Genomic DNA, 26,512 nt, shown 5'->3' on the forward strand with positions numbered 1-26,512 from the left:
TACTCAAGCGTCCCAGAGCGCGCCCAGGGTCTGCAGGTCGCCCCGGTACTCGATCCGGTCGGCCCACTCCGTCGGCCAGGCGTCGACGCCCAGCCACGCCCCCGCGAAGGCGCCGGTCAGGCAGGCGATCGAGTCCGAGTCACCGGAGGAGCAGGCGGCCCGGCGCAGGGCCGTCACCGGCTCGTCGGGGAAGAGCAGGAAACACAGCAGTCCGGTGGCCAGGGCCTCCTCGGCGATCCAGCCGGCGCCGGTGGCCAGGCACGGGTCGGCCTCCGGGGAGGCGATCCGCACGGCCTCCTCAAGGCGGTCGAGTATCGCCAGGCACTCGTCCCAGCCGCGCGCGATGAACGCCCCGGGGGTCGCGTCCTGGCTCCGGGTCCACAGGTCGCCGAGCCAGGTCTGGTGGTAGTGGGCGCGGTTGTCGACGGCGTACGACCGCAACTGTCCGACCAGAGCGGCCGGTTCGGTCCCCGTCGCCAGCAGCCGTACGGCCCGCGCGGTGAGGTCGGAGGCGGCCAGGGCGGTGGGGTGGCCGTGGGTGAGGGCGGACTGCAACTGGGCGGCGCCGGCCCGCTGTTCGTCGCTCAGCCCGGGCGCGAGCCCGACCGGCGCGACCCGCATGTTGGCCCCGCACCCCTTGGAGCCGATCTGACTGGCGTCCTGCCAGAGCCGTCCCTCCTCCTTCAGCAGGTTGCAGGCCTTCAGGCAGGTCCGTCCGGGCGCCCGGTTGTTCTCGGGCGACTGGTACCAGTTGACGAACTCCTCGCGCAGCGGCCGCTCCAGCCGCTTGGGCGCGAGCACACCCCGGTCCATGGCGGTGCGCAGCCCGTGCCCGACGGCGAGCGTCATCTGCGTGTCGTCGGAGACGAAGGCACGCGCGGGCAGCTCCATCTCCCGCCACGGCCCGCACTTGGCGAGGATCGAGGGCACGTCGTTGAACTCGGTCGGGAAGCCGAGCGCGTCCCCGAGGGCGAGACCGATCAGGGAGCCGCTGGCGGCACGCTTGTACGCGAGGTTCGAGGTCATGCGGGGCGTCCTTCCCGGGACGGGCGGAGCAGGGGTGGATGGAGCGTGGCGGCGGTGCCCGCGCGGTAGAGCGCGGCGGGCTTGCCGCGGCCGCCGGTCAACCGGGAGGCACCCGGCACCGGTTCGACGAACCCGGGTGTGGCGAGCACCTTGCGCCGGAAGTTGGGACGGTCCAGTTCGACGCCCCACACCGTCTCGTAGACGTTCTGCAGCTCGCCGAGCGTGAACTCGGGCGGGCAGAAGGCGGTGGCCAGGCAGCTGTACTCCAGCTTCGCCCCGACGCGTTCGTGGCCGTCGGCCAGGATCCGCTCGTGGTCGAAGGCGAGCGGCCACGCCCGGTCGTACGGCAGCCAGCGTGCCTGGGCCGCGTCACCGCCGCCGCGCGGCTCGGGCGCGTCGGGCAGCAGCGCGGTGAAGGCGACGGAGACGACCCGCATCCTCGGGTCGCGGTCCGGCTCGCTGTAGGTGCGCAGCTGCTCCAGGTGCAGCCCCGACACGTCCGACAGTCCGGTCTCCTCGGCGAGTTCCCGCCGAGCCGCCGTCTCGGCCGACTCCCGGGGCAGCAGGAAGCCGCCCGGCAGCGCCCACTGTCCGGCGTACGGCTCCTGTCCGCGCTCGACGAGCAGCACGTGCAGGGCACCCGCGCGGAGGGTGAGGACGGCGAGGTCGACGGTGACGGCGAAGGGTTCGTAGGCGTACTTGTCGTAGCCCCGCATGCGCTCGTGCACCCCCTCGATCTCGTGGCTCGAGCGCTCGTTGCCCGAACAACTAATAGTCGTTACGACTATAAAGTCGTCGCAGGTGGGCGCGCAAGCCCCCAGCGGCCGCTGGAGCCCCGTTCCCGGATACGACGACGGCCGATTCCGGGCCACCCGGAACCGGCCGTCAGAAAGCCGCGCAAGCCCCTTCACGGGGTTTGCAGGACCTTGTACGGGGTCCTAGAGGTCGACTTCCTTCATGAGCATCCCGACCTCGGTGTTGGACAGGCGGCGCAGCCAGCCCGACTTCTGGTCGCCGAGGGTGATCGGCCCGAAGGAGACCCGCACCAGCTTGTCGACCGGGAAGCCGGCCTCGGCCAGCATGCGCCGCACGATGTGCTTGCGGCCCTCGTGCAGGGTGACCTCGACGAGGTAGTTCTTGCCGGTCTGCTCGACGACCCGGAAGTGGTCAGCGCGCGCGTACCCGTCCTCCAGCTGGATGCCGTCCTTGAGCTGCTTGCCGAGATCGCGCGGGATCGGGCCCACGATGTGCGCGAGGTAGGTCTTCTTCACGCCGTACTTGGGGTGGGTCAGCCGGTGCGCCAGCTCGCCGTGGTTGGTGAGCAGGATGACGCCCTCGGTCTCGGTGTCCAGGCGTCCCACGTGGAAGAGCCGGGTCTCCCGGTTGGTGACGTAGTCGCCGAGGCACTGCCGCCCGTCGGGGTCCTCCATGGTGGAGACCACGCCGGCCGGCTTGTTCAGCGAGAAGAACTGGTACGACTGCGTGGCCACGGTCAGCCCGTCGACCTTGACCTCGTCCTTCTCCGGGTCGACCCGCTTGCCCTGCTCGAGGACGATCTCGCCGTTGACCTCGACCCGGGCCTGCTCGATCAGTTCCTCGCAGGCACGCCGGGAGCCGTAGCCCGCGCGGGCGAGGACCTTCTGGAGCCGCTCGCCCTCCTCCTCGGCGCCCGGGAAGGTCTTGGGAAGCTTCACGTCCGGCTTGCCCGCGTACCGCTCGCGGTTGCGCTCCTCCGCACGGGCGTCGTACTCACGGGAGCTCGCCGGAGCCGTACGGCCGCGCCCGGTGCCCTGCCCCTGCCGGGGGCCGCCCTTGGCGCCGCCGCGCGCCGAGGCGCCGCGACCCGACTTCGGGCCGTCCTGGGTGGCGCCGGGGCCCACGTCGTAGCGCCGCTCCTCCGGGCGCGGCTTCTTCGGCCGGCCGCCCTGCTTGTCGTCGCGGGCGTTCCCGGCACCGCGGTAGTTACCGCGGCCTCCGCTGCTCCCGCCGCGGCCGCCGCTGTTGCCACCACGGCTCCCGCCGTTGTTTCCGCTGCTGTTCCTGCCGCTGCTGCTTCGCATCAAATTTCCGTCTAGTCGTCTGCGTCGTCTGCACCCGGCGCATCGGGTGCGTCCGGATCGAACGACGGTACGCCCTCCTGGGTCTCGGCCTCGATCGCCTCCGCCTCCGGGAGGAAGGGCGCGAGCTCCGGAAGCTCGTCCAGGCCGCGCAGGCCCATCCGCTCCAGGAAGTAGTTCGTCGTCCTGTACAGGATCGCACCTGTTTCGGGTTCCGCGCCCGCCTCCTCGACCAGACCGCGCTGGAGCAGGGTGCGCATCACACCGTCGCAGTTGACTCCTCGTACGGCCGAGACGCGGCTGCGGCTCACCGGCTGGCGGTACGCGACGACCGCGAGGGTCTCCAACGCGGCCTGGGTGAGCCGGGCGGTCTGGCCCTCCAGGACCAGCCGCTCGACGGCGGGCGCGTACTCGCCTCGGGTGTAGAAGCGCCAGCCGCCCGCGACGAAGCGCAGCTCGAAGCCGCGGCCCTGGACGGTGTACTCCTCCGCCAGTGCCCGCAGCGCCTTGGTGATCGTCTGCTTCGGCCGCTCCAGGATCTTGGCCAGGTGCTCGGCGGTGGCGGGCTCGTCCACGACCATGAGGACGGCCTCCAGGGCCGGCTTGAGGTCGAGTTCGGCGACCGGACGCAGCCCGGCCGGCAGCTGTGTGGTGTCCTCGCTCACGCCTTGTCCTCCTTGGGCGGCTTGGGCGGCTCCGGCGGCCGGTCGAACTCGTCGGTCACCATCGGCTGGGTCTGCCCGTCCCCGCCGGTCCACCGCACGATCAGATCGCCGAGCGCGGTCTCCTGGTCCAGGGCGACGGCCTTCTCGCGGTACAGCTCGAGCAGGGCCAGGAAGCGCGCGACGACGGTCAGGGTGTCGTCGGTGTCCTCGATGAGCGCCTGGAAGCTGGCCTCGCCCAGCTCCCGCAGCCGGGCCACCACGATCCCGGCCTGCTCCTGCACGCTGACGAGCGGGGCGTGGATGTGGTCGATGTACACCTGCGGCTTGGGCTTGGGCTGCATCGCCTTGACCGCGAGCTTGGCGAAGCCTTCGGGGCCGATGCTGATGACGACCTCGGGCAGCAGCTCGGCCAGGTGCGGCTCCAGGCCGACGGTACGGGGCCAGCGGCGGGCCTCTTCGTCCAGGCGACGGTTGAAGATGTCGGCGATCTGCTTGTACGCGCGGTACTGGAGCAGTCGCGCGAACAGCAGGTCCCGGGCTTCGAGGAGCGCCAGGTCGGCCTCGTCCTCGACCTCGGCGGCGGGCAGCAGCCGGGCGGCCTTCAGGTCGAGCAGCGTGGCGGCGACCACGAGGAACTCGGTCGTCTGGTCCAGGTCCCAGTCCGGCCCCATGGCCCGGATGTGCGCCATGAACTCGTCGGTGACCTTGGAGAGCGCGACCTCGGTGACATCCAGCTTGTGCTTGGAGATCAGCTGGAGGAGGAGGTCGAAGGGACCCTCGAAGTTGGCGAGCCGGACTTTGAAGACACCGTCGGGGACGGGTTCCGGCTCCGTGGTCTCGGCAGCGACTTCGGCGGGAGCGGCCTCCGGCTCGGGTTCCGGCGTCGGTTCCGGCTCCGGGGTCCCGGCAGCAGCTTCGGCGGGAGCAGCCTCCTGCTCGGGTTCCGGCGTCGGTTCCGGCTCCGTGGTCCCGGCAGCAGCTTCGGCGGGAGCGGCCTCCGGCTCGGGTTCCGGCGTCGGTTCCGGCTCCGGTACGACCGCGTCCGCCTCGGACTCCCGCTCCGCGGGAGCGGCCGGAGCCGCCGCGCCCGGCCCCTGCCCCAGCACACGCCGACGGCCGCCGGAGGGGCCGGAAACGGGAGCGTCGGTCGAGGTCATAGCCCCCGCAGGCTACCCCTACCGGCCGCGCAGCCGTCGTACGAGGATGCTCGCGTCCCCTCGGGACTCCAGGTCGGCCAGCACCACGGCGACCGCCTCGCGGACGATCCGGCCCCGGTCGACGGCCAGCCCGTGTTCGCCGCGGAGCACGAGACGCGCGTGCTCCAGGTCCATCAGCTCCTCGGCGGAGACATAGACAGTGATCTTCTCGTCGTGCCGTTCGCGGCCGCTGGGCCGCCGGGCGGGCGCCCGGCCGCCGCGCTTGCGGGGCTGGGCCTGCTCGGCGGAGGCGCCAGAACCTTCCTGCGCCGTCTGCCGCCGCCCGGACCGGTCCGCCGAGGGCGTGACCGTGACCGAGGGCCCGGCAGGCGCCGAGGCGTGGTTGCGGGACTCGCCGGCATCGGCCGACTCGGCCCCCGCCGCCACGTGCTCCGCGCCCTCGCCGTCGCCGCCCTGCACGGGCACCGAGTGCGGTGCGTCGTCGGCGGCCTCGGCCGCCGTGTCGTCGCTCTCCGCGGGACTCGCGGGAGCCGGCACCCGGACCTCGCCGTTGGCCGGGCGCCTGGGAGTGGACGGCTGCAGCGCCATCCCCCCGGTCGTACGGAACAGTTCGTCGGCCCCCGGCAGACTCACTCGGCGTGACACCGGGCGAGCACCTCCCTGGCGAGCTGGCGGTAGGCGGCGGCACCGACGGAGTTGGAGGCGTACGTGGTGATCGGCTCACCGGCGACCGTGGTCTCCGGGAAGCGGACCGTGCGGCCGATGACCGTGTGGTAGACGTGGTCGTCGAAGGCCTCGACGACACGCGCGAGCACCTCACGGCTGTGCACGGTGCGGGAGTCGTACATGGTGGCGAGGATGCCGTCGAGCTCCAGCTCCGGGTTGAGCCGCTCCTGGACCTTCTCGATGGTCTCGGTCAGCAGGGCGACACCACGCAGGGCGAAGAACTCGCACTCCAGCGGCACGATCACCTTGTGAGCGGCCGTCAGCGCGTTGACCGTGAGCAGGCCGAGCGAGGGCTGACAGTCGATCACGATGTAGTCGTAGTCGGGCAGCAGCGGCTTCAGGGCGCGCTGCAGCGTCGACTCGCGGGCGACCTCGGAGACCAGCTGGACCTCGGCGGCCGACAGGTCGATGTTGGAGGGCAGCAGGTCCATGTTGGGGACCGCTGTCTTCAGGAGCACCTCGTCGGCCGCCATGCCCCGCTCCATGAGCAGGTTGTAGACGGTGAGGTCGAGCTCCATCGGGTTGACGCCCAGACCGACCGACAGCGCGCCCTGCGGGTCGAAGTCCACGAGCAGCACCCGCCGGCCGTACTCCGCGAGCGCGGCACCCAGGTTGATGGTCGACGTCGTCTTGCCCACGCCGCCCTTCTGGTTGCACATCGCGATGATCGTCGCGGGTCCGTGACTGGTCAGCGGGCCCGGGATCGGGAAGTACGGCAGCGGGCGACCGGTCGGGCCGATCCGCTCGCGGCGCTGGCGGGCCGCGTCGGGCGCCAGCGTGGCCGCGTACTCCGGATCGGGCTCGTACTCGGCGTCGGGGTCGTAGAAGTGCCCGTCGGGCAGGTCGTCGTAGTCGGCGAACTGGCTGTGGGGCGCGCCCCTTCCGTCGCCGGCCATGGCGTTCACGTGATGGCCATCCATGCTCTGGTGTGCTGTCCGCGTGGTCAGCGAACTCTGATGGGCTGCGAAGGTGCGCACCGCGACGGAGCCGACAGCCTCGAACCCCGCGGGACCCTGGTCCCTCACCGGCATTCCTGGTTGACCACCCCCGGGAGAAAATGTCGACTCATTCACAAGTCGTCTTACCTCCTTGGTGACCAGGAAACTTCTAGACAGGTCAGCGTGGCACCATGCCGACAGTCGGCGACTCTATGGCGTGTCGGGCGTCCGCAGCAACACAATCCGCCGGACCCGGCAGGATGTGTCGGCAATGAAACATCCCGCTGTCAAGGGCGTACGGCCGTCGCACAGCAGGTTTCACCGGTGTGCGAATCGGTCGAAGGGTTACGTTCGAGGCGAGTTGACCGAGCGTCGCAAAGTGACCATACACACATCCGGCCGGACCTTGTCGGGCAAGGTCCGGCCGGATGAGCGCGATTGACGCGGCTTGTTGACGTATCGCCTTTACGAAAAGGTGACTTAGTCACTGCCTCGGCGCAGCGGCTCAGTCCAGCAGCGTGTCGAGCTCGACGTGCTCCAGGCCGTGCGCCTCGGCGACCTCGCGGTAAACGACCTTGCCGTCATGGGTGTTGAGACCCTTGGCGAGCGCGGCGTCGCGGCGCAGCGCCTCGACCCAGCCGTTGTTCGCCAGCGACACGATGTAGGGCAGCGTGGCATTGGTGAGCGCGTAGGTGGAGGTGTTGGGCACCGCGCCGGGCATGTTGGCGACGCAGTAGAAGACCGACTCGTGGACCCTGAAGGTCGGCTCGGCGTGCGTGGTGGGGCGGGAGTCCTCGAAGCAGCCGCCCTGGTCGATCGCGATGTCGACAAGAACACTCCCCGGCTTCATGCGGGAGACCAGCTCGTTGGTCACCAGCTTGGGGGCCTTGGCGCCCGGGATGAGCACAGCGCCGATCACCAGGTCGGCCTCCAGGCAGGCCTTCTCCAGCTCGAAGGCGTTGGAGACGACCGTCTGGATCTTGGTGCCGAAGACCTTGTCGGCCTCCTTGAGCTTGTTGATGTCCCTGTCGAGCAGGGTGACGTGGAAGCCCATGCCGACGGCGATCTGGGCGGCGTTCCAGCCGGAGACGCCGCCGCCGATGACGACGGCCTTGGCGGCCAGCACACCGGGAACACCGCCGGGCAGCACACCGCGGCCGCCGTTGGCGCGCATCAGGTGGTAGGCGCCGACCTGCGGGGCGAGCCGGCCCGCGACCTCGGACATCGGGGCGAGCAGCGGCAGCGCGCGGCTCGGCAGCTCGACGGTCTCGTAGGCGATGGCGGTGGTACCGGACTCCAGGAGGGCGTCGGTGCACTCCTTGGACGCGGCCAGGTGCAGGTAGGTGAAGAGGGTCTGGTCCTTGCGGAGGCGGTGGTACTCCTCCGCGATCGGCTCCTTGACCTTCAGCAGCAGGTCGGCGGTGGCCCACACCTCGTCGGCGGTGTCCAGGATCTGCGCACCGGCGGCGATGTACTCGTCGTCCGGGATCGACGAGCCGACACCGGCGCCGCGCTCGATGACGACCTGGTGGCCGTGGCGCACCAGCTCGTGCACACCGGCGGGGGTGATGGCCACCCGGAACTCGTTGTTCTTGACCTCGCGGGGGATGCCGACCTTCACGTCGATCACGGTCCTTGGCTCAGAGGGTGTGGGGGCGTAACAGCACATACCCGGCATGCGGGAACACACCAGGAGACACCGCAGGAGAACCGGCGGCAGAGCCAGTTTAATGAAGGCGTTCCGGCTGTCTAGCCTTTCATTGCATCAATCTTCGCCGGGCACGCTACGGATTTCGCAGGTGTTATCTCCCTGTTCCGGGTCGGAGTCCTGGTCGAGAGGCTCCTCACCCAGCATGCGCTCGGCGGCGGAGCGGTGCAGGCTCGCGGCGGTGGAGTCACCGAGGCGCTCCAGCGTGTCGGCGAGCCGCAACTGGAGCGCGGCCTGGAGCCGGGCGTCCTCGGCGCGGCGCGCCCACTCGACCGCCTCCTGGCAGGTGCGCAGCGAGTCCGCGGGCCGGCCGGCGTACTCCTGGACCCGGGCCAGCTCGCTCAACGCCCGCGCCTGCGCGGCCACATCGCCGTTCTTGCGGTGTCCGGAAACGGCCGCACGCCAGGCCCGCAGCGCCTCGCCGTAGCGGCCCGCGTAGGTGTGCGCACCGGCGATGCGGCCGTAGAGCCGGGCGGCCTCGGCGCGCTCGTCGCGGGCGAGGCGCTGGGCGAGGGCGCGGCCGAACCAGTCGGCGGCCCGGTCGTAGTCCCCCAGCTCCTGATAGGCGCCACCTACGGATTCCATTGCGCGGCCGGTCGCGTACGGGTCATTTGCTCTGCGCCCGGCATCCAGGGCAGACCGATAGCGCGCCAACGCGTCCATGGTGCGTCCGGTCCCCGCGTCCAGGTCGGCCAGGTTCAGCAGCGCGGCGGCCTGCTCGCGGGGCAGGTGGCGGCGCTCGGCGACATCCAGGACGAGTCGGTGGATCCCGTACAGGTCGGGGGCGGCCGCCTGGGTGCCGAAGTGTGCCGCCATGGCCTTGACCAACTGGGACATCAGCCGGCGGGCCAGGGTGTCCAGCTCGCCGTCGGCGACCGCCGCGCGGGCCGCGGCGAGCAGGGCCGGGCGCCGGATCCGCAGCCAGTCGGCGGCGGCCCGGGGGGTGGGGAAGCGCAGCTCGCGGGGCAGGGCCTGGAGTTTCTCGCGGGCCTGCGGGTTGTCGGTCTCGGTGATCGCCCGGCTGGACTGCAGCAGCCGTACCGTGCGCTCCAGCATCCGGGCCCGGGCCAGCTGGAGTTCCCCGGCGCGTTCCTGGGTCTCGGCCAGTCCCCTAAGGAGGGGGTGCAGGCAGCCCGGAACCTCGTACTGGGGCAGCGGGGTGGCCACGGGGCGCAGCAGGTTGAGACGGAGCAGCTCGTCCAGGGCGGTGCGGGCGGTGTCGACCGAGCAGCCGGCCAGGGAGGAGGCGGTGTGCGGGTCGACCAGGCCTGCCGGGGCCAGCGAGAGGAGTCGCAGTATCCGGGCGGTCTGGGCGGCCAGGTCGTCGTGGACGAACCGGAAGACCCGGGCGAGGGCGGTGGCGTCCTCCGGATCGGCGTGCAGCCGCTTGGCGAGGTCGGAGACGGCCACCTTGGGATGTGCCGCCAGCCAGCCGCCCGCCAGGGTGATCGCGGCGGGCTGCCCCTGGCACACCTCGACCAGCGCCTCGGCGGACCGCGGGTCGACGGTGACGCGGACCGAGCCGGTGTACCGGGCGAGGAGTTCCACGGCCGACTTGGTGTCGAGGCCGCCCAGCGTGCAGGGGCGGACGTCGGAGATCCCGGTGAGCGGGCCGCCGGAGACGGCGACGGCCAGGCAGTCGGGGGTGTCCGGAAGCAGCGCGTCGACGTGTTCGGCGCCGGGCGCGTCGTCGAGGAGGAGCAGCATCCGGCGCCCGGCGAGGGCGGTGCGCAGGGCGTGGGTGAGGTCGTCCTCGGCGGCGCCGGCCGGGGTGGGCAGCCGCAGGGCGGTGAGGAGTTCGCGGGCGGTGCGCTCGATGGGGACGGGGGTGCCGTCGGGCTCGGCGAGACGGGCGCGCAGCACCCCGTCGGGGTAGTCGGCGGCGACCCGTCGTACGAGTTCCCCGGCGAGGGCGGTGCGGCCGGAGCCAGGTCTGCCCGCGATGAGCAGGACCCGGGCGCGGGGGGCCTTGCGGCCGGCGATGGTGTCCAGGCCCGCGCGCTCGATGTCGGCGCGCAGTTCCTTCAACTCCCTTGTACGGCCCAGGAATTCGTCGTCCGTGGCCGCGGGCGCCGACACTCGTGCGCCGCCTGTGTCCACCGCCTGATCCGTCACGGGCCACACTCCCGTCCCACCGCGCACGCATGCCCGCCGGGACTCCGGTTCGGGCGTTTCGGCTCAATCGCGTCGAGCCTAGTTCACGTGCACGGACGTTCCGGGTGGAGCACGGCGGGCACATCGCCCGATCGGATCAGGCGATGGTCACACCGGGCCGCCTGATGGGGGGTCAGGATTCGAAGGGTCGGGCCGGCCAGGGCGCGTCGGCCGGGCGCAGCGCGTCGAGGCCGTCGCCGGTGCGCGCGGCGACCAGCGAGAGGACGCCCGTCACCAGGCAGTTGTTGTGCACGTCGCCCGCGAGCACCAGGCGCACCAGTTCGCCGACCGGCACCCGCGCGTACTCCAGGTCGATCTCCTCGTGCTCCGTCTCGAAGCGCTCGCCCTCGGCCTCGGAGAGATCGCGGGCCAGGAAGATCCGTACCGCCTCGTCGCAGCCGCCGGGCGTCGTGTAGAGGTCGGTCAGCACCCGCCAGTCCTCGGCCTTGACGTGCGCCTCCTCGTACAGCTCGCGCTGGGCCGCGTGCAGCGGGTTCTCGCCGGGGATGTCGAGCAACCCGGCCGGGATCTCCCAGAGCTTCTGCCGGACCGGGTGCCGGTACTGGCGGATGAGCAGCACCCGGTCCTCCTCGTCGAGGGCGAGGACGGCGACCGAGCCGGGGTGGACCTGGTAGTCGCGGCGGACCACCGATCCGTCGGGCATGACCACCACGTCCGTGCGGACGGAGGTCTTGTTGCCCACGAAGGGGGTCTCCGTCGCCCGGATCTCCCACTCCTCGGGGGTGTCCTTGATCGTCATGCCCTGCCCTTCCCCACACGCTTCTCAAAGACCGGCCAAGAAGACCGGCCGAAAGACCGGCCGGATGAAACCGGGGTGCCCACCCTTTGAGGGTATGCGCCCCGGCCACCGTACAACCGGTGTGTCACTTCGAATTCGGCTGCTCGACCTCGGCCTGCTGACGGGCGACCGCGGCCTTCACCAGGCCCGCGAACAGCGGGTGCGGGCGGGTCGGGCGGGAGCGCAGCTCCGGGTGCGCCTGAGTGGCGACCAGGTAGGGGTGGACGTCGCGCGGGTACTCGACGTACTCGACGAGCTTGCCGTCCGGGGAGGTGCCGGAGAACTGGATGCCGGCCTTCTTCTCCAGCTCCGCGCGGTAGGCGTTGTTCACCTCGTAGCGGTGCCGGTGGCGCTCCTCGACGTACTCCTTGCCGTCGTACACCTCACGCACGATCGAGCCCTCGGCCAGCTTGGCCGGGTACATGCCCAGGCGCATGGTGCCGCCCATGTCGCCCTCGCCGGCGACGATGTCCAGCTGCTCGGCCATGGTGGAGATGACCGGGTGGCCGGTGGCGGAGTCGAACTCCGTGGAATTGGCGTCCGGGATGTCGGCCAGGTGGCGCGCGGCCTCGATCACGATGCACTGCAGGCCCAGGCAGAGGCCGAGCAGCGGGATCCTGTTCTCGCGGGCGTACCTGATCGCGCCGACCTTGCCGAGCACTCCGCGGTCACCGAAGCCGCCGGGGATGCAGACACCGTCGACGTCACCGAGCTGCGCGGCGGCGCCGGCCGGGGTCCTGCAGTCGTCCGACGTCACCCACTTGATCTTCACGCGGGCCTTGTTGGCGAAGCCGCCGGCGCGCAGCGCCTCGGTCACCGAGAGGTAGGCGTCGGGCAGGTCGATGTACTTGCCGACCAGGGCGAGGGTGATCTCGTGGTCGGGGTTGTGGACGCGGTCGAGCAGGTCGTCCCAGGTCCGCCAGTCCACATCGCGGAACGGCAGGTCCAGCTTGCGGACGACATAGGCGTCCAGGCCCTCGCCGTGCACGGTCTTCGGGATGTCGTAGATCGACCGGGCGTCCGGGCAGGCGACGACCGCGGCCTCGTCGACGTCGCACATCAGCGAGATCTTGCGCTTGATGGCGGTCGGCACCTCGCGGTCGCAGCGCAGCACGATCGCGTCCGGCTGGATACCGATGTTGCGCAGGGCGGCCACCGAGTGCTGGGTGGGCTTGGTCTTCAGCTCACCGGAGGGGCCGATGTAGGGCAGCAGCGAGATGTGCACCACGAAGACGTTGTCCCGGCCGACCTCGTGGCGGACCTGGCGGACGGTCTCCAGGAACGGCAGCGACTCGATGTCGCCGACCGTGCCGCCGACCTCGGTGATGACGACGTCCACCTCGTCGGTGGCCATCCGGCGGATGCGGTGCTTGATCTCGTTGGTGATGTGCGGGATGACCTGGACCGTGTCGCCCAGGTATTCGCCGCGCCGTTCCTTGGCAATCACCGTCGAGTAGACCTGACCTGTGGTGACGTTGGCGGAGCCGTCGAGGTCGCGGTCGAGGAATCGCTCGTAGTGGCCGATGTCCAGGTCGGTCTCGGCGCCGTCGTTGGTGACGAACACCTCACCGTGCTGGAAGGGGTTCATGGTGCCCGGGTCGACGTTCAGGTACGGGTCGAGCTTCTGCATCACCACACGCAGGCCGCGGGCCTTGAGCAGCATGCCCAGACTGGAGGCGGTGAGGCCCTTGCCGAGCGAGGAGGCGACACCCCCGGTGACGAAGATGTGCTTGGTCGTCGTAGCTGTGCTCGATCGAAAAGCGGGCGTCGGCATGGCCAAGAGGGTGCTCCCGTGGTCGCGGTCTGTCATGCGGTACGGCCGTCCTCCGGAGGTTTCCGGAGGTGCCGTCGCTGCGGTTCGGGGGTTTCGTGCCCACCGGTCCACGGGCTACCAGGGTATCAGCGCCGCGGAGAGATGGCTTCCGGCCACGCTCCGTACACACATCGGCACAGACGTGGGGCCTGGCTTACCGGGTTTTCACTCAGGGCCCACCCATTCGGCCCACACGGGTTGCCCGGAGCGGCACGCAGATCATCTACGTGCGTCGTATCCTGCTCGGACACTCGCTGCCGAGCCGGCCGGAAAACACGGCACACCCCCGCCCGTCATCCCCGGAACAACGAGAGCTTGGCAGTTCGTTGAGCTATGACTGTCGTTTTGCCTCAGGGCGCGGCGGGCTGCTTTGCTTCACCGCTTAACGACGCACAACAACAACCCCCCTTGACCGCACTAGCGACAGCCCCCTTTTGCCTGGGGGGTGACGTGGCCGTTCGACTGGAGTTGCACGTGGCCGGGCGCATCGAAGATTACGCACTCATCGGAGACATGCAGACCGCTGCCCTGGTCTGCCGGGACGGCACAGTGGACTGGCTGTGCCTGCCCCGCTTCGACTCGCATGCCATCTTCGCCGGTCTGCTCGGAACCGAGGAACACGGCTTCTGGCGGCTCGGCCCGGCACACGCGGCCGACTCCCAGCCGCCGACCGCGGCCCGCCGCACCTACCGCGGCGACTCGCTGATCCTGGAGTCGGAGTGGGACACCCCGCGCGGCACGGTCAGGGTGACCGATTTCATGCCACCGCGTGACGGCGCGCCCCAGCTGATCCGGATCGTCGAGGGCGTCACCGGCCGGGTGCCGATGCGCTCGGTGCTGCGGATGCGGTTCTCCTACGGCCGGGTGGTCCCCTGGGTGCACAAGCACGACAGCCGTACGGTCGCCGTCGCCGGCCCCGACTCGGTGTGGTTCGACACGTCGGCGGAGACCTACGGCAAGGCGCTCACCACCTACGCCGACTTCACCGTCGCCCCCGGCGACCGGATCGCGTTCACCATCTCGTGGCAGCCCTCGCACAAGGAGCCGCCGGCGCTGCCGGAGCCCGAGCAGTCGCTGGAGGCGACCGAGGATTTCTGGCGGGACTGGGTCGAGCACTGCACGTACCACGGCCCCTACCGCGAGGCGGTGGTCCGCTCCCTGATCACGCTGAAGGCCCTGACCTACGCACCGACGGGCGGCATCGTCGCCGCGCCCACCACCTCCCTGCCCGAGGACATCGGCGGCGTCCGCAACTGGGACTACCGCTACACCTGGCTGCGTGACGCCGCCATCACCCTCTCCTCGCTGCTGCGCACCGGCTACCGCGAGGAGGCCCGCGCCTGGCGCGAGTGGCTGCTGCGCGCGGTCGCCGGCGACCCGGAGAACCTGCAGATCATGTACGGCATCGCGGGCGAGCGCGAGCTGGGCGAAGCGGAGCTGGACTGGCTGCCCGGCTACGAGCACTCCGCGCCGGTCCGGGTCGGCAACGGCGCGGCGCACCAGCTGCAGCTGGACGTCTACGGCGAGGTCATCGAGGCCCTGCACCTGGCCCACATGACCGGCCTCGCACGCAACGACTACGCCTCCCTCCTCCAGCTGAAGCTCATCCGCTACCTGGAGGACCACTGGGACGAGCCGGACGAGGGCATCTGGGAGGTGCGGGGGCCGCGCCGGCACTTCGTGCACTCCAAGGTGATGGCCTGGGTCGCCGTCGACCGCACCATCAAGCTCATCGAGTCCGGGGACGCGGACGGCCCGCTGGAGCGCTGGAAGGAACTGCGCGACGACATCCACCGGGACGTCTGCGAGCGGGGCTACGACAAGGAGCGGAACACGTTCACACAGTCGTACGGCTCGCAGGAGCTGGACGCCTCGCTGCTGCTGATCCCCCAGATGGGTTTCCTGCCGCCGGACGACAAGCGGGTCATCGGCACCATCGAGGCGATCCAGCGCGAGCTGTCCACGTCGGACGGCTTCATCCTGCGCTACCCGACCTCGGGCGGCGAGGAGGGCGTGGACGGCCTCCCCGGTGACGAGGGGGCGTTCCTGGCCTGCTCGTTCTGGATGGCCGACGACCTCGCGATGATCGGCCGCGTCGACGAGGCCCGCAAGCTGTTCGAGAAGCTCCTCGCGCTGCGGAACGACCTCGGGCTGCTCGCGGAGGAGTGGGATCCGCGGCTGAAGCGGCAGGTGGGGAACTTCCCGCAGGCGTTCAGCCATGTGCCGTTGATCGACACGGCGCTGCGCCTCACGGCTTCGGGGGCGTACGGAGGGTAGAGAGCCGCTGTCGGCCGGCTGCGGGTGCGTGGGGGCTGGTCGCTCCTACATGGCGGAGCCGCACATCTGCACTTGCCCGCGCCCCTGCGGGGCGCTTCCGCTTAGGGTGAGACTGAGCGGATGCCCCTTTTCGGAGAGGGGGCGGCCATGGCTTCCCCATCGAAGGCCCGTACGGCGCTTGCCGCGCTCCGTGAGGATCTGGTCGGTGCGGTGTTCGCGCCGGGCGACGTCGGGTACGAAGACGCCCGTGCCGTCTTCAACGCCATGATCGACCGGCGGCCGGCCGTGATCGCCCAGTGCGCCGACGACGCCGACGTGGTCCGCGCGGTGCGGTTCGGCCGGGAGCTCGACCTGGCGATCGCGGTGCGCGGTGGCGGCCACAGCGTGGCGGGCTCGGCGAGCGGCGACGGCGCGCTCGTGGTGGACCTGCGCGGGATGCACACGGTGACCGTCGACCCGGCGGCGGAAGCGGTACGGGTGCAGGGCGGCGCCACGATGAGCGATCTGGACCGGGCGACCGAGCCGTACGGCCTCGCCACCACCGGCGGCCGTGCCCCCACCACCGGAGTCGGCGGCTTCGTGCTGGGCGGCGGGACGGGCTGGCTCGACCGCGCCTTCGGCCTGGCCGTCGACAACCTGCTCGGTGTGGAACTGGTCACCGCCGACGGCGAGCGTCTGCACGCCAGCGCCGACGAGAACCCGGAGCTGTACTGGGCCCTGCACGGCGGCGGCGGGAACTTCGGCATCGCCACCGCCCTCACCCTCGAACTGCACGAACTGCCGGCCTTCTCGATCGCACTGCTGCTGTATCCGCCGCGGTCCGGCCCGGACACGGTGCGCACCTTCCGCGAGGTGATCCGCACCGGCCCCGACGAGGCGGCCGGCGTGGTGCAGTACCTCACCGGCCCGCCGCTGCCGTTCGTACCGGAGCACCTGGTGGGCAAGCTGGTGTGCGTCGCCCTGGTGACCTACGCCGGCGACGAGGAGGGCCTGCGGAAGGTCGCCGAGCCGTTGCTGGCGCTGCCGCACGAGGCGGAGGTGGTCGGCCCGATGCCGTACACCGAGGTGCAGTGCATGCTCGACTTCCCGTCCGGGCTGCGGAACTACTGGTCGGCCGAGTACCTGGCCGCGCTGCCCGACGAGGCGGTGGACGCCTACTGCGCCTGCGCGGACGGCATGCCGGTGCCGACCGGTACCCAGCACGTGCTGTTCCCGCAGGGCGGCGCGATCGCGGCCGGGCCGGCCGACTACCCGGTGCCGTACCGGAGCGCGTCCTGGGCCGTACACCCCTTCGGCATGTGGGCGGATCCCGCCGACGACGAACGGGCGGTCGCCTGGGTGCGGGACGTCCGGACCGCCGTACGGCCCTGGTCCACCGGCGCGGTCTATCTCAACTTCATCGGCGACGAGGGCCCCGACCGGGTGCGGGCCGGCCTGGGCGCGGCGAACGCGCTGCGGCTCGGCAAGGTGAAGCGGACCTGGGACCCCGACAACGTCTTCCGCTTCAACCACAACATCGAACCGCTCTAGCCGAAGGTGCCCGGAAGGCGTTCGCCCAGGTAGCGTCCGCTCCATGGACAGCGGTACGGGCAGCGGATTCGACACCCAGGGCGGGATCACCGTGCAGCGGGCGCTGGAGCTGCCCGGGCTGCGCAGCGGGCTCCCGGAGATCCTGGCGGGCGCCGACCGGCTGGGCCGGACCGTGCGCTGGGTGCACGCCGGCGAGGTGCCGAACATCGCCTCGCTGCTGAAGGGCGGCGAGCTGCTGCTCACCACCGGCTACGGCCTGGGCACCCGGCCGAACGACCAGCGGGCGTTCGTGCGCACGCTCGCCGAGCGGGGCATCGCCGCCCTGGTGGTGGAGCTGGGCCCGCGTTTCTCCCGGCTGCCCGCGACCCTCGTCGACACCGCCCGGGCGACCGGGCTGCCGCTGGTGGCGCTGCACCGCGAGGTGCCGTTCGTGACGGTGACGGAGGAGATCCACACCGAGATCGTCAACCACCACTACACGCTCCTGCAGCGCGCCGAGGAGGTGCACCGCCGCTGCACCGAGGCCCTGCTGGGCGGTGGCGGGGTCCCCCAGGTCCTCGCGATCCTCGCCGACTTCTGCGGCAACCCGGTCTTCCTGGAGACCACCGACGGCCAGCTGCTGTACGCCGCCGGATCGGGGCCCGAGGGCGCGGATCCGCTTCAGGTGTGGGAGGGGCTGCGCGGCCAGCACAAGAACGCGCCGCCGCCCACCGGAGCGGTCCTGGTGGACGTGCCGGGGGGCGGGCCGGGGACCGGCTCGGTGCGGGCCCGGCTGGTGCTGCTCCCGGTACGCGGGCCGCTCACCCCGGTGCACCGCATCGCCGCCGAGCGGGCCGCCGGCATCCTGGCCGTCGTCCTGATGCAGGCCCGCCAGGAGGAGGAGCTGGCGGCCCGTGGCCGCGGCGACTTCCTGACCGACCTCGCCGAGGGCCGCGTCACCGCGTCGGACGCCCCGGCCCAGGCCCGCGTCCTCGGCTTCAAGCCCGGCGGCAGCCCGCTGCTGCCGGTGGTCATGCGGGTCGGCGACTCCATTTCCCCGGGTGGGGGCTGGGCGGTGCTGGCCCGGGCGGTCGGCGAGGAGCTGGCTGCGGTCGGCGTGCCCGTGCTCCTCGGCGTACGCCCCGTGGAGGGCCGCGTCCCGCTCCTGGTGGGCCTGCGCTCGGAGGCGGAGCGGACGACGGTCGCGGACCGGGTCGCGGCGGCGCTGCGGGCGGGAGTGGAGCGCGCCGGGATGCAGCGTCCGGGGGCCGCTCCCCCGGTCGTGGTGGTCGGGGTGGCCGGCGGCTGGGCGGCCGCCTCGGCGGGCCTGCGGCACGCGGCGGAGACGGCGGCGGCGGCCCAGGGCCTCTCCGACCGCCCCTGGTACGACGCCCGCCGCCTCGACATCGACCTTCTCCTGTGGCGGCTGCGCGACCACCCCGACCTGGCGGCCTTCGTCGACCGGGCGATCGGCCCGCTCCAGGACCACGACAACCGCTCCAGGCCGCCCCTGCTGCCCACCCTGGAGACCTACCTGGCGCACGCCGGCCGCAAGGCGGAGACGGCCCGCGAACTCCACCTCAACCGGCAGACCCTCTACAACCGCCTCGCCCGCATCGGCGAGTTGCTGGGCACGGACCTCGACGACCCGCAGGTGGTGCTGGCGTTGAGCCTCGCCCTGCGGGCCCGCCGGCACGTTGCCTAGGGCCTGTCTGACGATTCCCGTCGTCGCCCGGAGGGCGGCCTCGCGGCGTCGGGTGTGTGCTCTCGCCGTGCCGGGCGCAGGCCCTCGTACTGGACCGTACTTGGGTCTGCGCCCGGTGCGGCGAGTGGGGGCACCTCCCACGCCCTCAAGGCAGTGGGGGAGCGTGCATGGCGTCGTGGGGCAGACGGGAATTGTCAGACAGGCCCTAGCGGCTACAGCGGTCGGGGCTGGGTCAACTCGTCGTACACGCTGAGCACTTGGGTCACGGTCTCGTCCTCCGTCGGCCAGCTCGCCGCCTGTCGGGCGCCCTTCTCCCGTAGCTCCTCGCAGCGTTCGGGGTCGCCGAGCAGGCGGAGCACGGTGTCGGCGAGGGCGGTCGCGTCGCCGTACGGGACGAGTTCGGCCGCGTCGCCGACCAGGTCGGGGATACCGCCGACGGCGGTCGCGACGAGGGGCACGCGCGCGTGCAGCGCCTCCTGGGCGAGTACCGAACGCGACTCCCAACTGCTGGGCAGCAGTGCCAGATCGGCGGCGGCGAGCAGTTCGGTGACGTCCTCGCGGCGGCCGATGAGCCGGGCGGGCAGCTCCTCCTCCTCGATCCGCCGCTGCAACGCCGTACGCAGCGGCCCCTCCCCCGCGATGACGAGCAGGGGTACCGGATCGAGGCGGCACCAGGCACGCGCCGCGTCCAGCAGGACGTCATAGCCGCGGTGCCGGTCGAGGGAGCCGACGGCGATCAGCAACGGCCGGCCCATGGCGCCGAGTTCGGCCCGCACCTTGGGCCGCAGCCGGTCCGCGTCCTCCTGCTCCACGGGCCGCCGCAGACCGGGCAGCGTCACGGCGGCGAGCCGCGCGTCCCGGGCGCCGGTACGGCGGGCCCGGTCCACCAGGTCGGAGGTGGTGCCCAGCACCACGGCGGCCGTCCGCACCACCCGCCGCTCCAGCATCCGCAGCAGGTGGGCCCGGGCACCTTCGGCCTCCGCCCGGTTGTGCCAGGTGACGATGAGCGGGGTATGACGGCCGCTCAGCGCCAGCACGGCACGGAAGGAGGCGTGCAGACCGTGCGCGTGCACCAGGTCGGCGTCGGTACAGGCCGCACGCAGCGCGGCCACCGACCCCGGGTCACTGCTGCGCGGCACATGGACATGGTCGGCGCCGACGCCCGAGAAGTCGTAGGCGCGGTCGGCCTCGACGGGGGCGCACACCGTGACCCGCACGCCCCGTGCGACAAGGCCGGCGGCGAGCGAACGCACGTGCGCACTGCTGCCGGCGTTGCCACCGCCCAGCACCTGCACGGTGCGCAGCGGTGACTGACCGTGCGATGCGTTGCTGCTCACGGGGCTCACGCAGCCGGGCTCCTGTGTTCGGCGTCGGGGCGGTCACGAGGGTACGTAGAGAAGGTATCGGGCCGAGGGGGGCACTGCGCGGCTCCGGGGAGGGGCATACCGGGGCGGGGCGGGGCATGCGCCGGAGTGTGTCACCCGTGAGAGTGACAGTACGGCAAGCCGAGCGGGCGCGGGCTCGCGTGCGGACGGGTGGGCGCGTCGTCGCGCCCACGCGGCCCGCCTACCGGCACGGACCCGCGCCCCCGAAGGGGCGCGCCTCAGGCGTCCGCTCTGGCGGCGGCGAGCAGTTCCTCCGCGTGGGCCCGTGCCGTCTGCGAGTCCTCCTGGCCGGCGAGCATCCGCGACAGCTCCCGGACCCGCTCCTCGCCCTCCAGGACCTTCACGCCCGAACGGGTGACCGAGCCGTCGTTGGTCTTCTCGACCAGCAACTGCCGGTCGGCGAAGGCGGCGACCTGCGGGAGGTGCGTGACCACGACCACCTGCGCCGACTTGGCGAGCTTCGCCAGCCGGCGCCCGATCTCGACCGCCGCCTTGCCGCCGACGCCCGCGTCGACCTCGTCGAAGAGGTAGGTCGGGACCGGGTCGGTGCCCGCGAAGACGACCTCCACCGCGAGCATCACGCGGGACAGCTCACCGCCGGAGGCGCCCTTGGCGATCGGGCGGGGCGGGGCCCCGGGGTGCGGGGCGAGGAGCAGTTCGACCTCGTCGGCGCCCGAGGGGCCGTACGCGACCGTACGCCCGCCGACCTCCACGCCCTCCGGGTCCTCGGTCTGCCGGATGTCGAAGGACACGCGCGCGTGTGGCATCGCGAGGGAGCCCAGCTCGGCGGTGACGGCGGCCGCGAAGCGCTCGGCGGCCTCCGCGCGCGCGTCGGTCAACGCCTGCGCCAGCCCGCTCAGTTCCGCGCGAAGGGCATCCCGTTCGGCGGTCAGCTCGTCGATCCGCTCGTCGTCCCCGTCGAGTTCGGTCAGTCGCGCGGCGCCCCGCTCGGCCCAGGCCAGCACCGCGTCGATGCCGTCGCCGTACTCGCCGTACTTGCGGGTGAGCGCGGTGAGCGCGGCGCGCCGCTCCTCCACGGCCGCGAGCCGCAGCGGGTCGGCGTCGAGGTCGTCGGCGTACCCGGCGAGTTCGCCCGCCACATCGCCGAGCAGGATCCCGATCTCGCCGATCCGGTCGGCGAGCGCGGCCAGCGCCGGGTCGTGCGACCGTACGGCCTCCAGGGCTCGGTGGGCGCCCGCGACAAGGGTGGCCGCGTCGATGCCCTCGGGGTCCTCGGGGTTGCCCGCGAGCGCGGAGTGCGCGGCGGTCGCGGCCGACGACAGCGCCTCGGCATGCCCGAGCCGCTCGGCCTCCTCGGCGAGTTCGACGTCCTCGCCGGCCCGCGGCTCCACGGCGGCGATCTCGTCGAGCCCGTAGCGCAGCATGTCGGCTTCCTGAGCCCGCTCACGCGCCCGGGTGAGGATCTCGTCCAGCTCCACCGCCACGGCCCGCAGCCGCCGGTAGGCCTCGCCGTACTTGGCGAGCGGCACGGCGACCCCGTCACCCGCGTACCGGTCCAGGGCCTGCCGCTGCCGGGACAGCTTCAGCAGGCCCTGCTGGTCGGTCTGTCCGTGCACGGCCACCAGGTCGTCGGCGAGCTCGGCGAGCAGCCCCACGGGCACGCTCCGGCCGCCCAGGTGCGCCCGGGAACGGCCCTCGGCGGAAACGGTACGGCTGATCAGCAGCGCCCCGTCGTCCAGCTCGGCGCCGGCCTCCTCGGCCCGTACGACCGCGGAGGTGCCCGGGGGCACGGTGAGCCGCCCCTCGACGACCGCCTTCTCGGAGCCGATCCGCACGAGCGCGGGATCGGCCCGCCCACCGAGCAGCAGCCCCAGGCTGGTGACCACCATGGTCTTGCCCGCACCGGTCTCACCGGTGACGGCGGTGAACCCCGGCGACAACTCGACGACAGCGTCGTCGATGACTCCGAGGGACCGTATCCGCATTTCTTCCAGCACGGAGAAGACCTTACGAGGTCGGGGCAACGAAGTGCGAGGCCCCCTGTCACCCGGGCGAGTGGAGAAACCAAGGAGCGCGGCACCTTGTCACGCGGGCGAGCGGAGAACCCAAGGGGCGCGGGGAACTGCGCGAGCGACCACGAACCACCCGCAGCCGCCGAAGCTCCCAGCCGCCCCCCACGAACCGCTACTGCGGCGCCCCCCGCCATCCGGAGACCGGCAACGCGAACTTCGCCACCAACCGGTCCGTGAACGACGCGTGATGCAGCCGGGCCAGCCGCACCGGCACCGCCCCCCGCCGCACCTCCACCCGCGCCCCCGGCGGCAGCTCCACCGTCCGCCGCCCGTCGCACCACAGCACGCCCGGCTGGATGTGCGGCAGCACCTCCACCGCCAGCACCGAGTCCGGCGACGTCACCAACGGCTTTGCGAACAGCGCGTGTGCGGAGATCGGCACCATCAGCAGTGCCTCCACCTCCGGCCACACCACCGGCCCGCCGGCCGAGAACGCGTACGCCGTGGACCCGGTCGGCGTCGACAGCACGATCCCGTCGCACCCGAACCCCGTCACCGGCCGCCCGTCGATCTCCAGCACCACTTCGAGGAGCTTCTCGGCGCCCGCCTTCTGCACGGCCGCCTCGTTCAGCGCCCAGTCGGTGTGCACGATGTCCCCGTTGCGGTGCACGACGACGTCGACGGTCATCCGCTCCTCGACCTCGTACGCCTTGCTCACCACCCGGTCCACGACCTTGTCGAGGTCGTCCCGCTCGGCCTCCGCGAGGAACCCGACGCTGCCGAGGTTGACGCCCAGCATCGGCACCCCGGAGGCCCGTGCGAACTCGGCGCCGCGCAGCAGCGTCCCGTCTCCGCCGAGCACGATCAGCAGCTCGCAGCCGTCGAGGCTGTGCGGCGAGGCCTCCTCGACGAGCTCGACCTCCTCGGGAAGCGGCAGGTCACGGGCCTCGTACTCCAGTACCCGTACGCCGACTCCGGCCGCCAGCAGGCCCTTGACCACCAGTTCGGCGCTGCGGATCGCCGCAGGCCGCCCGGTGTGGGCCAGCAGGAAAACAGTACGAGCTCGGTTCTGTGTCAACGCGGCCCCTCCGCCACTGCACGGTCAACGTCGGCCGGGTCCAGTCGGGGTGCCCCGGCCCGCAGCCACAGAAAGTACTCGACATTGCCGGACGGCCCGGGCAGCGGACTGGCGGTGACACCATTCACCCCGAGCCCCAGCTCCCACGCCTTCTCGGCAACCCCCCGCACGGCCTCCGCCCGCAGCTGCGGACTCCGTACGACTCCCCCGCTGCCCAGTCGTTCCTTGCCCACCTCGAACTGCGGCTTGACCATCATCACCAGGTCGGCGTCCGGCTTCACGCACCGCGCCAGGGCCGGCAGCACCAGCCCGAGCGGGATGAAGGACAGATCACCCACGACAAGATCCACAGGCTCCCCATCGATCGCTTCAAGCGTCAACTCGCGTACGTTCGTACGGTCCTTGACGGTGACGCGTTCATCGCTCTGCAGAGACCACGCGAGTTGTCCGTATCCGACGTCGACGGCGACGACCTGCGCGGCGCCCGCGCGCAGCAGCACATCGGTGAAGCCTCCGGTGGACGCGCCGGCGTCCAGCGCCCGCCGCCCCTGGACCCCGAGCCCCTGCGGGACGAACGCCGCCAGCGCCCCCGCCAGCTTGTGGCCGCCCCGGGACACGTACTCGGGATCGCTGTCGTCGGACCGCACCACGATGGCCGCGGCGGTCTCCACCTGGGTGGCCGGCTTGGTCGCCAGGGTCTTGCCGACGGTGACCCGCCCGGCGGCGATCAGCTGGCTGGCGTGCTCGCGCGAACGCGCCAGCTTCCGGCGGACCAGCTCCGCGTCCAGACGGCGACGTGCGACTCCTGCCACGTTCGGTTCAGCTCCTGCTCTGGTGGTACGGACTAGAAGGTGTGGCCCGAAGGGCCTCGTTGAGGGGTGGTGGTCGGGTGACGGGTGGGCGACGGCGCCGGACCGCCGTTCAGCGGTGCGGGCGCCGGAGGCCCGGGGCGGGCGTCGAGCGCGGTGAGCGCGTCGCGCAGCCCCCGGTGTACATCCTCGTACACCTCCAGATGCCCGTCCGTGGCGAGGTGGTCGGCGTCGCCCAGCCGGTCGAGCTGGGCGTCCACCTCGGCGTTGCCGGTGGGAGTGCGGGGCACGTCCAGCGGGGCAGGGGCGGCGGGGTCGTACTCGGGCTCGGCCGGGACCGCTTCCGCCGTCTCCGCCACCCGGCCCTCGGGCACAGAGTCGGTCATGCCCCGACGCTACCTCGAACCGCTGGGGTACCGTCGATCGCGATGGCCACGATCGAGGAGTGCCGCGCCGCACTCGACAAGCTCTCCCACACCATGGGCGGCGCCGAGGGCGACGTCCGCGCGGCAGCCGCCATGGACCGCACGGTCAGTTGCCACATCACCGACCTGGACGTCACCTTCGCCGGCCGGCTCACCGGCGGCCGGATCGAGGTCGAGGAGACGTTTCCCGGCCCGCCGCGGGAGAAGGCGCAGATCGGGCTGGCCATGGCCGGCGACGACCTGGTGGCCCTGGTCGACGGCGAGCTGAACTTCGCCGGGGCCTGGGGCTCGGGCCGGGTGAGGCTGGACGCGAACCTGCTCGACCTGTTCCGGCTCAGGAAACTTCTGTGACCGTCACCCGCGTCCGCGCCTTCCGGGCCGCCGGCACCACCAGCGGCGTCCCCGTCTCCGGGTCGTCGATGATCTGGCAGCGCAGCCCGAAGACCTCCTCGACCAGCTCCGCGGTGACGATGTCGTTCGGGGCGCCCTCGGCGATCACCGCGCCGTCGCGCAGGGCGATGAGATGGGTGGCGTACCGGGCCGCGTGGTTGAGGTCGTGCAGCACGGCGACCAGCGTCCGGCCCTGCTCCTCGTGCAGTTCGGCGCAGAGGTCGAGGACGTCGATCTGGTGCTGGATGTCCAGATAGGTGGTCGGCTCGTCGAGGAGCAGCAGCGGGGTCTGCTGGGCGAGCGCCATGGCGATCCACACGCGCTGCCGCTGACCGCCGGACAGTTCGTCGACATACCGGTCGGCGAGTTCGGCGATCCCCGTCTGGGCCATCGACTCCTGGACCACCCGCTCGTCCTCGGCGGACCACTGCCGCAGCAGTCCCTGGTGCGGGTAGCGGCCGCGGCCGACCAGGTCGCCGACGGTGATTCCGTCGGGCGCGATGGACGACTGGGGCAGCAGGCCGAGCGTGCGGGCGACCTTCTTCGCCGGCATCGACTGGATGACCTGCCCGTCGAGCAGTACCCGGCCCTGGCTGGGCTTGAGCATCCGGGACAGCGCGCGCAGGAGCGTCGACTTGCCGCAGGCGTTGGGGCCGACGATCACCGTGAAGGAGTTGTCGGGGATCTCCACCGACAGCTGCTCGGCGATGACACGCTGGTCGTAGGCGAGGGTGACGTTCTCGGCGGACAGGCGGTTCACAGGGTTCCTCTTCTTGTTCTTGCTCTCCGACTCGGGGTTCGTGCTCATGTCCGGCCCTCCTCGCATGCTCTTGTCCGGGCCGCCCTGCGTGCTCATATCCGGCCCGCTCTGCGCTCGGTGACGAGGAGCCACAGCAGGTAGAGGCCGCCCAGGACGCCGGTGACCACGCCCACGGGCAGCTGGTCGGCGCCGAAGGCGCGCTGGGAGGCCCAGTCGGCGGTGACCAGCAGGGTGGCGCCCATGCAGAGGGAGGGCAGCAGGTTGGGACCGGGCGAGCGGGTGAGACGGCGGGCGAGCTGCGGGGCGGTGAGCGCCACGAAGCTGACCGGGCCCGCGGCGGCGGTGGCGGCCGCGGTCAGCAGCACGGCCGACACCATCAGCAGCAGCCGGACCCGCTCCACGCGCACGCCGAGGGCGTTGGACACGTCGTCGCCCATCTCCATCATCCTGAGGCCGCGTGCGTTGGCGAGGGCCGGCGGGACGAGGACCACGCACAGCGCGAGCAGCGGCCAGACCTGGTTCCAGTCCCGGCCGTTGAGGGAGCCGGTCATCCAGACGACCGCGCGGGTCGCGTCGACGAAGTCGGCCTTGGTGAGCAGATAGCCGTTGACCGCGGTGACGACGGCGGAGACGCCGATACCGACCAGGACCAGCCGGTAGCCGTGCACGCCCTGCTTCCAGGCGAGCAGATAGATGGCGAGGCCGGTCAGCAGACCGCCGACCAGCGCGCCGACCGTGACCTGGGCTGCGTCCCCGGACGTCAGCACGATGACGACGAGGGCGCCGGACGTCGAGCCCTGGGAGAGACCGAGGACGTCCGGGCTGCCGAGCGGGTTGCGGGAGATGGACTGGAACAGCGCGCCGCCGAGGCCGAGCGAGGCGCCGACCAGCAGACCGACCAGCACGCGCGGCAGCCGCAGCTCGTTGACGATGAAGTCCTGGCTCGCGGTGCCGTTGCCGGCCAGTGTCTTCACCACATCGTCGAAGGAGATCGGGAAGTCGCCGGTGCCGATCAGTACGACACTCGCGGCACACGCGGCCAGCAGCAGCGCGGTCACGACGACCAGCGCGCGCAGGTCCGTCCGCAGGGAGAGCCCGCCAGGGGTGCGCAGGATACGCGTGTTGCGGGTGGCCTTCACAGCGGTGGCCTTCACAGCG

Annotated in this window: 22 protein-coding genes; 4 read left to right on the plus strand and 18 right to left on the minus strand. The window is 71.9% G+C overall.

Annotation, left to right across the window (positions count from 1 at the left end; genetic code table 11):
• Nucleotides 1-3: 3 nt before the first annotated feature.
• From AB0D59_RS29140 to AB0D59_RS29190, 11 genes are all read right to left on the minus strand, one after another.
• The gene (locus AB0D59_RS29140) at nucleotides 4-1,026 is read right to left on the minus strand and encodes an ADP-ribosylglycohydrolase family protein (protein WP_362571394.1); all 1,023 of its coding nucleotides are present in this window, start codon (nucleotides 1,024-1,026) and stop codon (nucleotides 4-6) included.
• Nucleotides 1,023-1,742 carry an NUDIX domain-containing protein gene (locus AB0D59_RS29145; RefSeq protein ID WP_362571397.1) on the minus strand — a complete coding sequence of 240 codons (720 nt, stop codon included), beginning with the start codon at nucleotides 1,740-1,742 and terminating at the stop codon, nucleotides 1,023-1,025. The genes AB0D59_RS29140 and AB0D59_RS29145 overlap by 4 nt, the downstream gene beginning before the upstream one ends.
• Nucleotides 1,743-1,964: 222 nt before the next feature.
• Complete coding sequence (locus AB0D59_RS29150) at nucleotides 1,965-3,086, minus strand: pseudouridine synthase (RefSeq protein WP_362571400.1); 1,122 nt, start codon at nucleotides 3,084-3,086, stop codon at nucleotides 1,965-1,967.
• An 11-nt stretch (nucleotides 3,087-3,097) separates the two neighbouring features.
• Entirely contained in the window at nucleotides 3,098-3,748 is a 651-nt protein-coding gene (scpB, locus tag AB0D59_RS29155; RefSeq protein WP_362571403.1) for an SMC-Scp complex subunit ScpB, read from the minus strand.
• Nucleotides 3,745-4,905, minus strand: a complete 1,161-nt coding sequence (locus AB0D59_RS29160; protein ID WP_362571406.1) for a segregation/condensation protein A — start codon at nucleotides 4,903-4,905, stop codon at nucleotides 3,745-3,747. Before AB0D59_RS29160 ends, scpB begins: the two co-directional genes overlap by 4 nt.
• An 18-nt stretch (nucleotides 4,906-4,923) precedes the next feature.
• Nucleotides 4,924-5,550: a hypothetical protein gene (locus AB0D59_RS29165; RefSeq protein WP_362571408.1), complete on the minus strand. Its 627-nt coding sequence runs from the start codon at nucleotides 5,548-5,550 to the stop codon at nucleotides 4,924-4,926.
• On the minus strand, nucleotides 5,535-6,662 hold the full coding sequence (locus AB0D59_RS29170; protein WP_362571410.1) for a ParA family protein: 1,128 nt from the start codon (nucleotides 6,660-6,662) through the stop codon (nucleotides 5,535-5,537). The genes AB0D59_RS29165 and AB0D59_RS29170 overlap by 16 nt, the downstream gene beginning before the upstream one ends.
• Nucleotides 6,663-7,074: 412 nt before the next feature.
• Nucleotides 7,075-8,199 carry an alanine dehydrogenase gene (gene ald / locus AB0D59_RS29175; RefSeq protein ID WP_362571413.1) on the minus strand — a complete coding sequence of 375 codons (1,125 nt, stop codon included), beginning with the start codon at nucleotides 8,197-8,199 and terminating at the stop codon, nucleotides 7,075-7,077.
• A gap of 135 nt (nucleotides 8,200-8,334) precedes the next feature.
• The gene (locus tag AB0D59_RS29180; protein ID WP_362571416.1) at nucleotides 8,335-10,392 is read right to left on the minus strand and encodes a tetratricopeptide repeat protein; all 2,058 of its coding nucleotides are present in this window, start codon (nucleotides 10,390-10,392) and stop codon (nucleotides 8,335-8,337) included.
• A 172-nt stretch (nucleotides 10,393-10,564) separates the two neighbouring features.
• Entirely contained in the window at nucleotides 10,565-11,191 is a 627-nt protein-coding gene (locus tag AB0D59_RS29185) for an NUDIX hydrolase (RefSeq protein ID WP_362571418.1), read from the minus strand.
• A 124-nt stretch (nucleotides 11,192-11,315) separates the two neighbouring features.
• A complete protein-coding gene (locus AB0D59_RS29190; RefSeq protein ID WP_362571421.1) occupies nucleotides 11,316-13,004 on the minus strand; it encodes a CTP synthase in 1,689 nt (562 codons plus the stop codon).
• A gap of 513 nt (nucleotides 13,005-13,517) precedes the next feature.
• Between AB0D59_RS29190 and AB0D59_RS29195 the strand changes: the two genes are divergently transcribed.
• The 3 genes from AB0D59_RS29195 (at nucleotide 13,518) to AB0D59_RS29205 (ending at nucleotide 18,534) form a co-directional block, all read left to right on the plus strand.
• On the plus strand, nucleotides 13,518-15,320 hold the full coding sequence (locus tag AB0D59_RS29195; protein ID WP_362571468.1) for a glycoside hydrolase family 15 protein: 1,803 nt from the start codon (nucleotides 13,518-13,520) through the stop codon (nucleotides 15,318-15,320).
• Nucleotides 15,321-15,467: 147 nt separating this feature from the next.
• Nucleotides 15,468-16,850, plus strand: coding sequence for an FAD-binding oxidoreductase (locus AB0D59_RS29200; protein ID WP_362571424.1), 1,383 nt, complete (start codon nucleotides 15,468-15,470; stop codon nucleotides 16,848-16,850).
• Between the two features lie 43 nt (nucleotides 16,851-16,893).
• Nucleotides 16,894-18,534, plus strand: a complete 1,641-nt coding sequence (locus AB0D59_RS29205) for a PucR family transcriptional regulator (RefSeq protein ID WP_362571427.1) — start codon at nucleotides 16,894-16,896, stop codon at nucleotides 18,532-18,534.
• A 212-nt stretch (nucleotides 18,535-18,746) separates the two neighbouring features.
• Here AB0D59_RS29205 and AB0D59_RS29210 read toward each other — a convergent pair whose 3' ends face one another.
• From AB0D59_RS29210 to AB0D59_RS29230, 5 genes are all read right to left on the minus strand, one after another.
• Nucleotides 18,747-19,880: a glycosyltransferase family 4 protein gene (locus AB0D59_RS29210; RefSeq protein WP_362571430.1), complete on the minus strand. Its 1,134-nt coding sequence runs from the start codon at nucleotides 19,878-19,880 to the stop codon at nucleotides 18,747-18,749.
• Between the two features lie 257 nt (nucleotides 19,881-20,137).
• Nucleotides 20,138-21,865, minus strand: coding sequence for a DNA repair protein RecN (gene recN, locus AB0D59_RS29215; protein WP_362571471.1), 1,728 nt, complete (start codon nucleotides 21,863-21,865; stop codon nucleotides 20,138-20,140).
• A 199-nt stretch (nucleotides 21,866-22,064) separates the two neighbouring features.
• Nucleotides 22,065-22,970: an NAD kinase gene (locus tag AB0D59_RS29220; RefSeq protein WP_362571433.1), complete on the minus strand. Its 906-nt coding sequence runs from the start codon at nucleotides 22,968-22,970 to the stop codon at nucleotides 22,065-22,067.
• Complete coding sequence (locus AB0D59_RS29225; protein WP_362571436.1) at nucleotides 22,967-23,782, minus strand: TlyA family RNA methyltransferase; 816 nt, start codon at nucleotides 23,780-23,782, stop codon at nucleotides 22,967-22,969. The genes AB0D59_RS29220 and AB0D59_RS29225 overlap by 4 nt, the downstream gene beginning before the upstream one ends.
• A gap of 32 nt (nucleotides 23,783-23,814) precedes the next feature.
• Entirely contained in the window at nucleotides 23,815-24,165 is a 351-nt protein-coding gene (locus AB0D59_RS29230; protein ID WP_362571439.1) for a hypothetical protein, read from the minus strand.
• A gap of 42 nt (nucleotides 24,166-24,207) precedes the next feature.
• Between AB0D59_RS29230 and AB0D59_RS29235 the strand changes: the two genes are divergently transcribed.
• Nucleotides 24,208-24,555, plus strand: coding sequence for a sterol-binding protein (locus AB0D59_RS29235; protein ID WP_362571441.1), 348 nt, complete (start codon nucleotides 24,208-24,210; stop codon nucleotides 24,553-24,555).
• On the opposite strand, the gene AB0D59_RS29240 is transcribed toward AB0D59_RS29235, so the two are convergent.
• Together AB0D59_RS29240 and AB0D59_RS29245 are read right to left on the minus strand one after the other, a co-directional pair.
• The gene (locus AB0D59_RS29240; RefSeq protein WP_362571444.1) at nucleotides 24,539-25,402 is read right to left on the minus strand and encodes an ABC transporter ATP-binding protein; all 864 of its coding nucleotides are present in this window, start codon (nucleotides 25,400-25,402) and stop codon (nucleotides 24,539-24,541) included. The two genes, AB0D59_RS29235 and AB0D59_RS29240, sit on opposite strands and share 17 nt — an antisense overlap.
• Nucleotides 25,403-25,446: 44 nt before the next feature.
• The gene (locus AB0D59_RS29245) at nucleotides 25,447-26,508 is read right to left on the minus strand and encodes an iron chelate uptake ABC transporter family permease subunit (protein WP_362571474.1); all 1,062 of its coding nucleotides are present in this window, start codon (nucleotides 26,506-26,508) and stop codon (nucleotides 25,447-25,449) included.
• Nucleotides 26,509-26,512: the final 4 nt, after the last annotated feature.

This window comes from Streptomyces sp. NPDC048417 (genome assembly GCF_040651615.1).
Classification (GTDB): domain Bacteria; phylum Actinomycetota; class Actinomycetes; order Streptomycetales; family Streptomycetaceae; genus Streptomyces.

Excerpts from the sequence above, each read along its gene's own strand:
- AB0D59_RS29140 (WP_362571394.1), bottom strand. The coding sequence starts at position 1,026 with ATGACCTCGAACCTCGCGTACAAGCGTGCCGCCAGCGGCTCCCTGATC.
- AB0D59_RS29145 (WP_362571397.1), bottom strand. The coding sequence starts at position 1,742 with ATGCGGGGCTACGACAAGTACGCCTACGAACCCTTCGCCGTCACCGTC.
- AB0D59_RS29150 (WP_362571400.1), bottom strand. The coding sequence starts at position 3,086 with ATGCGAAGCAGCAGCGGCAGGAACAGCAGCGGAAACAACGGCGGGAGC.
- AB0D59_RS29160 (WP_362571406.1), bottom strand. The coding sequence starts at position 4,905 with ATGACCTCGACCGACGCTCCCGTTTCCGGCCCCTCCGGCGGCCGTCGG.
- AB0D59_RS29170 (WP_362571410.1), bottom strand. The coding sequence starts at position 6,662 with ATGCCGGTGAGGGACCAGGGTCCCGCGGGGTTCGAGGCTGTCGGCTCC.
- AB0D59_RS29185 (WP_362571418.1), bottom strand. The coding sequence starts at position 11,191 with ATGACGATCAAGGACACCCCCGAGGAGTGGGAGATCCGGGCGACGGAG.
- AB0D59_RS29190 (WP_362571421.1), bottom strand. The coding sequence starts at position 13,004 with ATGCCGACGCCCGCTTTTCGATCGAGCACAGCTACGACGACCAAGCAC.
- AB0D59_RS29200 (WP_362571424.1), top strand. The coding sequence starts at position 15,468 with ATGGCTTCCCCATCGAAGGCCCGTACGGCGCTTGCCGCGCTCCGTGAG.
- AB0D59_RS29205 (WP_362571427.1), top strand. The coding sequence starts at position 16,894 with ATGGACAGCGGTACGGGCAGCGGATTCGACACCCAGGGCGGGATCACC.
- recN (WP_362571471.1), bottom strand. The coding sequence starts at position 21,865 with ATGCGGATACGGTCCCTCGGAGTCATCGACGACGCTGTCGTCGAGTTG.
- AB0D59_RS29230 (WP_362571439.1), bottom strand. The coding sequence starts at position 24,165 with ATGACCGACTCTGTGCCCGAGGGCCGGGTGGCGGAGACGGCGGAAGCG.
- AB0D59_RS29235 (WP_362571441.1), top strand. The coding sequence starts at position 24,208 with ATGGCCACGATCGAGGAGTGCCGCGCCGCACTCGACAAGCTCTCCCAC.
- AB0D59_RS29240 (WP_362571444.1), bottom strand. The coding sequence starts at position 25,402 with ATGAGCACGAACCCCGAGTCGGAGAGCAAGAACAAGAAGAGGAACCCT.